Below are 10,917 nucleotides of genomic sequence, written 5' to 3'. Positions count from 1 at the left end.
TTCATATATATGAATTAACGTGTTAGTCACTCTTCAAGACTTAAAATCAAATATTTTTTTGATAGTGTCCTGTGAGTGCCCACACAGATTGTCTGATAAATTGTTAAAGAGCGTTGCGACTAAATCTGTTTGATTTTCGACTTCGAGGTCGTTGTCGCGAGGAGCCGTATAATACGTTTTCCTCTGTGAGAGTCAAGCAATTTTTTGCTTTTTCTTTTCAGAATCTCTCGCTACCGTTTCAGTGTTCATCGCGCTTTGCGTTGTCTTGTTCCCGGTCAGTGGTGGCGCATTATAGGGAGTCAGAAAAATCTGGCAAGTGTTTTTTGAAAAAAAAACCTCAAGTGATTATATTTTATACTTTACGCCCAATTCTCAAGCAAAAAACGCGGTTTTATACGTAATTTGATATAAAAAAGGTGGCTAATATTAGCCACCTTTTGATTCTATAATAATATCAATTACTGCTTAGCAACTATCTCGTCATTTTCTACATCTAAAATGACAGGTTTACCCGGTAATAACCTACCTGACAAAATTTCTTGTGCCAGAGGGTTTTCAATTTCTTGTTGAATAGCACGTTTCAATGGCCTTGCACCGAAGATTGGGTCAAAACCTGCCTCACCAATTTTCTCAAGTGCAGCTGGAGTCGCTGTCACTTCATAGCCGTGTTCTTCAAGACGTTTATATAAACGAGCTAACTGAATATTAGCAATATTCGTAATTTGCTCTTTACCTAATGGATGGAATACAACCACTTCGTCAATACGGTTAATAAACTCAGGTCTGAAACTATGGGATACCACTTCCATTACCATATCTTTCATTTCTGAATAACCGATCATGCCAAACCTTTCTTGGATTAAGTCAGAACCCAAGTTAGATGTCATGATAATTACCGTATTACGGAAGTCTACCGTTCTACCTTGACCATCAGTTAAACGCCCATCATCCAGTACTTGCAATAAAATATTGAAGACATCTGGATGCGCTTTTTCAACTTCATCCAATAAAATAACAGAATATGGACGACGTCTAACGGCTTCAGTTAAATAGCCACCTTCCTCGTAACCGACATAACCTGGAGGTGCACCCACTAAACGCGATACCGCATGTTTTTCCATAAATTCAGACATATCGATACGCACCATTGCGTCATCGCTATCAAACATAAAGTTCGCCAGCGCCTTACACAGCTCAGTTTTACCGACCCCTGTAGGCCCTAAGAACATAAATGAACCTATAGGTCTATTTGGATCAGATAAACCTGCGCGACTACGACGAATCGCATTAGATACAGCAACAACCGCTTCATCTTGACCAATAACACGTTGATGTAATTGCTGCTCCATACGTAACAGTTTTTCCCGTTCACTTTCAAGCATTCTTGATACAGGTATCCCAGTCCAACGCGCTAAAATTTCAGCAATTTCAACGTCAGTGACTTTGTTACGTAAAAGCTTCATGCTTTTATTTTCCGCTTTCGTTGCGGCTTCAAGTTGTTTTTCAAGCTCTGGAATGCGGCCATATTGCAATTCAGACATTTTAGCTAAATCGCCCATTCGGCGTGCTTTTTCCATCTCTATACGTGTATTCTCTAGTTCAGCTTTTATATGCTGTGTACCAGTAAGAGATGCTTTTTCTGCTTTCCATTCTTCTTCTAACGCAGAATACTCACGTTCTTTCTCTGTTAGTTCTTCCTCTAACATTTCAAGACGTTTTTTACTTGCGTCATCAGATTCTTTTTTCAGAGCTTGCTGCTCGAGTTTAAGCTGAATAATCCGACGTTCTAGTCTATCTAAGGATTCAGGTTTTGAATCCATCTGCATACGCAAACTTGCACCAGCCTCGTCAATTAAGTCAATAGCTTTGTCTGGCAGCATACGATCGGTAATATACCGATGGGATAATGTTGCCGCTGCGACAATTGCTGGGTCAGTAATTTGTACATGGTGATGTAGCTCATAGCGCTCTTTCAAACCACGTAAAATCGCAATAGTGTCTTCAACTGACGGTTCTGCGACATAGACTTTTTGGAAACGGCGTTCCAACGCAGGGTCTTTTTCAATATATTGGCGATATTCATCTAACGTTGTCGCACCAACACAGTGTAATTCACCGCGAGCTAGCGCAGGTTTTAACATGTTGCCGGCATCCATTGCACCGTCAGCTTTACCAGCACCAACCATGGTGTGTAATTCATCAATAAATAGAATGACATTACCTTCTTGCTTTGCAAGGTCATTCAAAACGCCTTTTAAACGTTCTTCAAATTCACCACGGTATTTAGCGCCAGCAATTAGTGCGCCCATATCGAGTGAAAGTACACGTTTGTTTTTTAACCCTTCAGGAATTTCACCATTAACAATACGCTGAGCTAAACCTTCAACAATCGCAGTTTTACCAACACCGGGTTCACCAATAAGTACTGGGTTATTTTTAGTACGGCGCTGCAACACTTGGATCGTACGACGAATTTCTTCATCACGACCAATCACAGGGTCTAATTTACCTTGTTCTGCTCGCTCGGTTAAATCGACAGTATATTTTTTCAAAGCTTGGCGCTGGTCTTCAGCGCTTTGGTCATTCACTTTTTCTCCACCACGCATCTGTTCTATTGCCTTTATTAAGTTATCTTTATTAACACCTGCTGCTTTGAGCATGTCTGCTAATGTTGTATTGGCTTCTAAAGCGGCGATAAGAAATAATTCTGAGGAGATAAATTCATCCCCATGCTTTTGTGCCAATTGGTCACATAAATTCAAATGACGCATTAAGTCACTTGATGGTTGAACATCCCCCGCAACACCTTGCACCTGAGGCAAACGTTCCAATGCATCTTCAATCTTTTGCTTAAACTGCACAGCATTAACGCCTAGCGTTGTCAGTAAAGGACGAACAGTGCCACCGTCTTGATTAAACAAGGCACTTAATAGATGAATTGGTTCGATAAATTGGTTTTCGCGCCCAAGGGCTAATGATTGGGCGTCAGCGAGAGCTTGCTGGAATTTATTAGTTAAACGGTCCAGACGCATAACACCTCCGATAAATGAGATTAAATTTGCTACTGGTTACTAAATGAGGTCTATTTTTAACTATTCAAGTTTTGCATGGGATTATTTTTATTATATTTGTTAATTTAGATTATAACTCTAAAATTAGTTGGATACCCATATTAGAGAGGCCATTCTGCCCGTTTTTCCTTCACGTCTATAGGAAAAAAATCTGTTTTCATCCGTTACTGTACAAAAATCACCACCATAAATGGCATTAATTCCCATCGTACTCAGTTTTTTACGTGCTAATAAATAGATATCGGCTAAATATTTTCCATTATGGGGAGTAAAAGCTGAGGCCAAATCAGACGATTGATTAACAAATGCGTCTTTCACTTCGCCGCCAACTTCAAATTTCTCAGCTCCGATCGCAGGCCCTAACCATGCCATAATTTCATTTGTTGGGCTGACAAATTGGCTCACCGTATTCTCAAGTACACCATTGCATAAACCTCGCCAACCCGCGTGTGCCGCTGCGACTTCACTACCTGCCATATTACAAAAAAGCACGGGTAAACAGTCTGCGGTCATGATTGCACAAACCTGACCTTTTTGATTGGTATATACCGCATCAGCTTGTTTATTCTTGATTTTACTGCCATCAAGATGAAGCACGCGGGTACCGTGTACTTGCTCAAGCCACACCGGTTGTTGCGGTAATTGAGCAAGTTTAACTAAACGTTGGCGATTTTCACTGACGGCCTCAAAGCGATCCTCAACGTGATCACCTAAATTTAAGCTATCAAAAGGTGGTAGGCTCACACCACCAGCACGGGTCGTACTACAGCTTGATACACTTTTAGGCTGTGGCCAGTCAGGGAAAATCAATATGCTCATTACCAGTCCATATCGTCTTTGTGAAGTTCAGTATCTGCCTTTAAGGCATCAATAAGCTTAACCATATCATCCGGTAACGGTGCATGCCACTCCATTTGAATACCTGAAATTGGGTGATACAGGCGCAACATAGTCGCATGCAGTGCTTGCCTATCAAAGCTACGCATGACTTCGAAGAACTCTTCTGTTGCGCCTTTTAATGGACGCGGACGACCGCCATATAAAGGATCTCCAATTAAAGGATGATTAATATGAGCCATATGGACACGGATTTGGTGAGTTCGACCTGTTTCCAAACGTAAACGTAAACGAGTATGAGCTCTAAAATGCTCCATCACACGGTAATGTGTCACCGCAGGTTTCCCCATTGGATGAACAGCCATGTGGGTTCTTTTGGTTGGATGGCGTGAGATTGGCTCTTCCACCATGCCACCAGCAGTCATGCGGCCTACCGCTACGGCTTCATATTCACGCGTAATTTCTCTGCGTTGTAACGCTTCAACTAAATGAGTTTGCGCAGGAACCGTTTTTGCAACAACCATCAAGCCAGTCGTGTCTTTATCTAAACGGTGGACGATACCCGCTCTTGGTACATCGGCAATTTCAGGGTAACGATACAATAATGCGTTAAGGATCGTCCCATCTGGGTTGCCAGCGCCAGGATGAACAACTAAATTACGTGGTTTATTAATAATTAGGATATCTTCATCTTCATAAATAACATTAAGTGGGATATCTTGAGGCTCCCAGCGATTATCTTCTTCGATAAGGGCATCGATTAAAATTTGTTCGCTACCAAAAACTTTTTCTTTTGGCTTATTGATAACTTTGCCATTAACCTGCACTCTATCAGCTAAAATCCATTCTTTTATGCGTGAACGAGAATAATCAGGGAACAATTCGGCTAAAGCCTGATCTAAACGTTGACCAAGCTGTGATTCAGCGATAGTTGCACTAAGTTGTACTTGTTGAGCCATAAATTAATCTACTTTTTTGGTGTTTGTATTTTGACGGCACAGCCGTTTCATTTAAAATATATGCTATTGTAACTCGAATTTTGCCGGGAGCCTTATGGATAGTCTCCCTCGAAACACTCAGAGGATAACCTACACGTGATGATACGTATGAAAAATCTGGTGGCCGCTGCCACGTTAAGTCTGGTCTTAGTCGGCTGCTCCAGTAACAATGAAGTCAGTCCTGATAGCTCCCCAGCTGAAATTTATAGTACGGGTCAGCAAAAATTACAGGACGGCAACTTTAAAGCTGCTATCAAACAATTTGAAGCACTCGATAACCGTTATCCATTTGGTCCATATGCTCAGCAGGTCCAATTAGACCTCATTTACGCATATTATAAATCAGCAGAGCTGCCAATGGCGATAGCTGCGATTGACCGTTTCATGCGTTTGAACCCAACTCACCCAAATATTGACTACGTCCTTTACATGCGTGGTCTTACTGCTATGGCATTAGATGATAGTTTACTGCAAGGGCTCTTTGGTATCGACCGCTCAGATAGAGATCCACAACATGCACGCGTTGCATTTAAGGACTTTAGCCAATTAGTTCGCTACTATCCTAACAGTTTATACTCAAATGATGCGAGTAAGCGTTTAGTCTACTTAAAAGACCGCTTAGCGAAATTCGACCTTTCCGTGGTTGAATACTACAACAAACGCGGGGCTTATGTCGCGGTTGTTAACCGTGTCCAACAGATGCTAAAAGATTACCCAGACACAGAAGCAACACGTAATGCCTTGGCATACATGGAAATTGCTTATAAAGAAATGGGGTTAAATCAAGAAGCGACTAAGGTTGCGAATATTATTGCAGCAAACCCACAATAATATAACCGAGTAATCTTAAACAGCAGCCTTGGCTGCTGTTTTTCTTTGTTTGCTATTTTGAGACTAACAATACTTTCATTGGCTTAATTTTAACCCAAAAAAAGTTCCGACTATTTGCCGTATCGATAGCCAACTTAACCAGTTTGTCTTAATCTACTCATTTTGGCAATGCTTTTTCACCCCTTTTATACGTGAAATCACACTTCAAATGTACCGACTCCCTCCCCTTAATTAGATGTGATCTATATCAATTTTTTATTAGAGATAATAGGTATTCTGGACTCATCAAAGACGGAAACAATGAGAGGTAACTATATGATAGTGAACATTACTAGCAAACAAATGGATATTACCCCAGCAATTCGCGAGCACATTGAGAACCGTCTAACAAAACTTGATAAGTGGCAAGTCTCACTCATTAACACTCACGTAGTGTTATCAAAAGAGCCACAAGGTTTCATGGTTGATGCAAACATAAAAACAGCGACAGGTAAACTGGTCGCAAGCGCCAAACATGAAGATATGTACGTTGCAATTAATGAACTAATTAACAAACTCGAAAGACAACTTAATAAAGTGCAACATAAAGGAGAATCAAGAAGAGCCAACAATAGTGTAAAAGAAGCGAACCTCGTTACGTTATAATTTTATATTATCTATCAACTTATCTTGAACCTTGTAAACGCGCCTACTATAGGCGCGTTTTTTTGTGTTCTTAACCTTTTTTATTGACATCTTATTAAGTATCGGGTCTATTTAATACAGGTCTAATAATAGGTGTTGCAGATGAATCTTAATTTTGTCTTTTTTTTCTTCTTTTTTAGTGACTCTTAAATAAGGGGCTTTTGTCGTTCGAGAAAAAAAGAAGACAAGATTAGAAAGCCCCCAGCTAGGGGGCTTTTTTATATCATGATATTTACAGGGTGGGCAGAATGGATAACAGTAATAATCTACTGAAAGTAAGAGAGAAAATCAGCCAATTGGATAGTGAATTACTTGGCCTTTTGGCAAAACGTCGTGGTTATGCCGTTGAAGTGGCAGAAACAAAGATTGATGATAACCGCCCCATTCGAGATAAAGATCGCGAACGCCAACTCCTTGATGTTTTGATTAATAAAGGCAAACCCCTTGGACTAGACGGGTTTTATATTACTCGTCTATTTCAGATGATTATCGAGGACTCGGTTCTCACACAACAAGCCATTTTACAAAAACATTTAAATCTAACGCCAAGTGATACGGCTAGGTTTGCTTTTTTAGGCCCTAAAGGTTCTTACTCACACATCGCCGCTCGTCAATACTCTGCACGCCATTTTGATCAACTAGTTGAATGTAGTTGTCATAAATTCCAAGATATATTTTCATTGGTTGAAAGTGGGCAAGCTGAATACGGTATTTTACCGATAGAAAACACCAGTTCCGGTGCAATTAATGATGTTTACGATTTACTGCAGAATACAACATTATCAATTGTTGGCGAAATTCGACTACCAATTAACCATTGCCTTTTAACAACGGGCAATACTGATTTAAGCTTAATTGATACGGTGTATAGTCATCCGCAACCATTCCAACAATGTAGTCAATATTTAGCACAATACCCCCACTGGAAGATTAAATATTGCGACAGCACATCCACTGCGATGCAAATGGTAGCAGAACAAAATTTACCTAACGTCGCGGCGCTAGGCAGTGAAGCTGGGGGGGCTTTATATAATTTAAGTGTAATAGAGCATAGCCTTGCCAATCAACAGATAAATATGACCCGTTTTATTGTAGTCGCTCCACAACCGATTGAAGTAACAGAACAAGTTCCTGCTAAAACCACGTTATTAATGACTACAGGTCAACAAGCAGGTGCTTTAGTTGATGCACTGGTTATTCTAAAAAACAATCAGATAATAATGAGTAAATTAGAATCTCGCCCAATTAACGGTAAACCTTGGGAAGAGATGTTTTACGTTGATGTGCACGCTAATTTGCGTTCAGAAAATATGCAACAAGCTTTAAAAGAGCTATCAGCAATTACACGCTCAATAAAAGTATTGGGTTGTTACCCATCAGAGAATGTTGTCCCCGTTGAGCCAGAAAAGATCACACCTTAATTGTCTATATCAAAATACGTTGGCTGCACAGGTAGTTGTGCAGCCTTATCATCAGATTTGCAACGATTCTATTGTACTAATTAATAGCTTTTATTTTAAAGTAATTCACTAGTTCTTTTAAGTGGAATGCCTGCTCATTTAATGAGTCTGCTGCCACAACAGATTCCTCTACCAAGCTAGCGTTTTGCTGCGTTGTTAAATCAAGTTGCCCGACAGCACTATTAATCTGTGCAATCCCATCACTTTGTTCTCGGCTCGCTTGGCCAATTTCTCGTAGTAATGTGTTCATCTCTTTTACACTGTCAATCATTCCATAAATTTGATCAGTGGCTTTTTCAACTAAATCCATACCGTCTTGAGTTTGGGATGAAGAATTTTCAATAAGCTCGCGAATGTCACTAGCTGATGCCGCACTTTTTTGAGCTAGCAGCCTGACTTCGCCAGCGACGACAGCAAAACCACGGCCGTGCTCCCCTGCTCTAGCGGCTTCAACTGAGGCGTTTAATGCCAAAATATTTGTCTGAAATGCAATTGAATCAATCAGATTAATAATTTCTGTCATTTGTAACGATGATGTATTGATAGCCCGCATTTTATTAGTTACTTGACTCATCATATCACCATTGTTTTGTACTATGATTGCGGCTTGATCAGCCAACATACTTGCTTCGTGAGTATGCTCTGTTGTGTTTTGGACTGTTGAAGTAATTTGTTCCATTGAGCTCGCGGTTTCTTCAACAGATGCAGCTTGCTCTTCTGTACGAGACGCTAAATTTTGGTTTCCTGCAACAATTTGCCCTGCCGCAGCCGAAATACTCTCCGAACCTTGTTGAACTTCTTGGACAATTTCTAACAAACGCCCCTTCATGTCGTTGAGTGCTTGCAGCAGCACACCAGTTTCATCTTTTGAGGTTACTTGCATATCTTTAGTTAAATCGCCGCTTGCTATGGCTTGAGCAAAATGGACTGCATTTTCTAGAGGGCGAGTAATAATGGTAGTAATAAACCAACCAACTACACAGCCAATCCCAATACTGAAGAGCGACAATACCGCAAGCAGTATCTTATTACTTTCATAGTCAGCATTCACATTACGACCGATCTCTTGCATTTGTAGGTCTTGAATAGCCATTAGCGTCTGAATTTGCTCACGGTATTCGCGTTGAATACTAGAGGTTTTTGTCATCATTTCATCAATTGCAGCTTGGCGATTATTTTGCTGCAAGAATGCATTCATACGGGCTTGTGATGCATGGAATTGCTGACGAATTCCCCGTAGATCGGCCAATATTTCTTTAGAACGATCATCCGTTACACTACTTTCCAGTTTTTCCAGTAACTCCGTTATCTTAAGTGTAATTTTAGAGAGTTCTTCACGACGTTTATCGCTACCTCTATCATCAAGCAAAATAAGCTCTTGTATCCCAATAAAAGAATAAAAGTTATCCATCATTTGCCCTGCGGTCGATGCAATTGGATAGCTTTCATAAAGCACCTGCTTCATTCCTTCGTTTGCACGGTTCATGTTTGCCAAAGAAAATATTGAGCTCAAGATAATAAGCGCAACAAACCCGCCAAATGCTATCGTTAACTTCATACTGATTTTGAGATTCTTAAAAGACATATGTTTACCACACTAGCCATCATTTAATGATTAGTGTTATCGGTAAAGCCAGCCAAACCTTTATCATTTAAATCGATCGATTTATAAATATCAATTTTAAAAATTGATTAATTTAGAATTAAATAGTGGATAACTTGCTTTTTGAGAAGCTAAGGATATTATTCGAGAGAAACTACAGAAATAAGTACAATTACTTATTTTAAATAAATAATCAGAATTAGATTGTCTAAAATTAGTATTTGTAAGGCATAACAATGCATTCGCAGAAGAAATAAAGCCTCCTACCGCAAGAAATACGATAGAAGGCGAGGAATGATTATTTACGGTTATCGTTCGCTCTTTGCAATAACGACTGACTTTCTTTCATAAAATGGTGGGCATCTTCACCAAACCATTCACTAACATGATTAAATTGGCGAATAAATTCCGCTTTATCTTTGCTTTCAAGTAAGTCAATTGAGTTTCCTAACAACTGATGGTAACGACGGATCAACTCAACATTTTCTTCAGAAGACATAATGATATCTGCGTATAGCTGCGGGTCTTGCGCGAATAACCGCCCAACCATCGCTAATTCTAAGCGATAAATAGGTGACGATAATTCAAGCAATTGCTGCAAGTCGATATTTTCTTTCGCTAAATTTTGCCCATACGTAAAGGTCGTAAAATGACGTAACGCTTGGATAAAGCTCATGTTTTTATCGTGTTCTTTTGCCGAAATTTCTTTCAGTCTAGCTCCCCAAACTAATAACTGCTCAAGGAACCATTGATAAGATCCAGCACCACGGCCATGACAATAGGCAAAGACCTGCTTTGCAACACTACCAATATCAGGACCAAACATTGGGTGAAGCCCCAATACTGGCCCATCATGAGCCGCTAACATAGCGTCTAGTGGTTGCTGCTTAATAGAAGCGATATCCACTAAGATTGTGTCTTTGTCTAGTTTGGGTAATTTGTTGATCACTTGAACCGTCAAATGAATAGGTACACTCACCATTACTATACTAGCGCCCGCGACAATCGACTCGGCCTTAGACCAATCATTTTCAGTTAATGACTTAACTTGATAGCCCGATAAAGTGAGGAGACGATGAAATAACCGCCCCATTTTTCCATCGCCACCGACAATGACTATCGGCCCTGCTGATGGGTTCAATGTTTTGAACCCTTTATCATTTTCACGAGCATAGGACTCACGCATGACCCGCCGAAGAATATCCTCGATAAGATCAGGAGGGACCCCCATTCGCTCAGCTTCAGCACGACGAGCAGCTAACATGCTTGATTCACGTTCAGGCACGTATATTGGTAACCCATGTAAGCTTTTTACCTCACCGACCTCAGCAACCAATTGCAGCCTTTTTGCCAATAAATCTAATAAAGATTTATCAACCTCATCAATTTTTTCCCGTAAATGGGATAATTCAGCAGACATACCAATACCCTGA

At 40.2% G+C, this 10,917-nt stretch carries 8 protein-coding genes and 1 other annotated feature; of the genes, 3 read left to right on the top strand and 5 right to left on the bottom strand.

The annotated features are described in order from the left end of the window. Nucleotides 1-458: 458 nt before the first annotated feature. From clpB to rluD, 3 genes are all read right to left on the bottom strand, one after another. Complete coding sequence (clpB, locus tag ACIPUA_RS17135) at nucleotides 459-3,032, bottom strand: ATP-dependent chaperone ClpB (protein ID WP_042848669.1); 2,574 nt, start codon at nucleotides 3,030-3,032, stop codon at nucleotides 459-461. 123 nt (nucleotides 3,033-3,155) lie between these two features. Continuing rightward, the gene (gene yfiH / locus ACIPUA_RS17130) at nucleotides 3,156-3,890 is read right to left on the bottom strand and encodes a purine nucleoside phosphorylase YfiH (RefSeq protein ID WP_042848670.1); all 735 of its coding nucleotides are present in this window, start codon (nucleotides 3,888-3,890) and stop codon (nucleotides 3,156-3,158) included. Further along, nucleotides 3,890-4,867 carry a 23S rRNA pseudouridine(1911/1915/1917) synthase RluD gene (gene rluD, locus ACIPUA_RS17125; protein ID WP_042848671.1) on the bottom strand — a complete coding sequence of 326 codons (978 nt, stop codon included), beginning with the start codon at nucleotides 4,865-4,867 and terminating at the stop codon, nucleotides 3,890-3,892. The genes yfiH and rluD overlap by 1 nt, the downstream gene beginning before the upstream one ends. 138 nt (nucleotides 4,868-5,005) lie before the next feature. Here rluD and bamD point away from each other — a divergent pair, with 138 nt between their 5' ends. The 3 genes from bamD (at nucleotide 5,006) to pheA (ending at nucleotide 7,842) form a co-directional block, all read left to right on the top strand. Continuing rightward, nucleotides 5,006-5,737 carry an outer membrane protein assembly factor BamD gene (bamD, locus tag ACIPUA_RS17120; RefSeq protein WP_042848672.1) on the top strand — a complete coding sequence of 244 codons (732 nt, stop codon included), beginning with the start codon at nucleotides 5,006-5,008 and terminating at the stop codon, nucleotides 5,735-5,737. A 315-nt stretch (nucleotides 5,738-6,052) separates the two neighbouring features. Next, nucleotides 6,053-6,382 (top strand): ribosome-associated translation inhibitor RaiA, encoded by a 330-nt coding sequence (raiA, locus tag ACIPUA_RS17115; protein WP_042848673.1) that lies wholly within the window; start codon nucleotides 6,053-6,055, stop codon nucleotides 6,380-6,382. 140 nt (nucleotides 6,383-6,522) lie between these two features. Further along, nucleotides 6,523-6,644 (top strand) — a sequence feature (Phe leader region). A gap of 25 nt (nucleotides 6,645-6,669) precedes the next feature. Next, nucleotides 6,670-7,842 (top strand): bifunctional chorismate mutase/prephenate dehydratase, encoded by a 1,173-nt coding sequence (gene pheA / locus ACIPUA_RS17110; protein WP_042848674.1) that lies wholly within the window; start codon nucleotides 6,670-6,672, stop codon nucleotides 7,840-7,842. 76 nt (nucleotides 7,843-7,918) lie between these two features. Here the strand turns inward: pheA and ACIPUA_RS17105 are convergent, their stop codons facing one another. Together ACIPUA_RS17105 and tyrA are read right to left on the bottom strand one after the other, a co-directional pair. Then, nucleotides 7,919-9,466 carry a methyl-accepting chemotaxis protein gene (locus tag ACIPUA_RS17105; RefSeq protein WP_210814616.1) on the bottom strand — a complete coding sequence of 516 codons (1,548 nt, stop codon included), beginning with the start codon at nucleotides 9,464-9,466 and terminating at the stop codon, nucleotides 7,919-7,921. A gap of 316 nt (nucleotides 9,467-9,782) precedes the next feature. Continuing rightward, nucleotides 9,783-10,904, bottom strand: a complete 1,122-nt coding sequence (tyrA, locus tag ACIPUA_RS17100; RefSeq protein ID WP_042848676.1) for a bifunctional chorismate mutase/prephenate dehydrogenase — start codon at nucleotides 10,902-10,904, stop codon at nucleotides 9,783-9,785. Nucleotides 10,905-10,917: the final 13 nt, after the last annotated feature.

This window comes from Providencia sp. AGC89, assembly GCF_053543535.1.
This window is presented reverse-complemented; position numbering and strand designations above follow the sequence as displayed.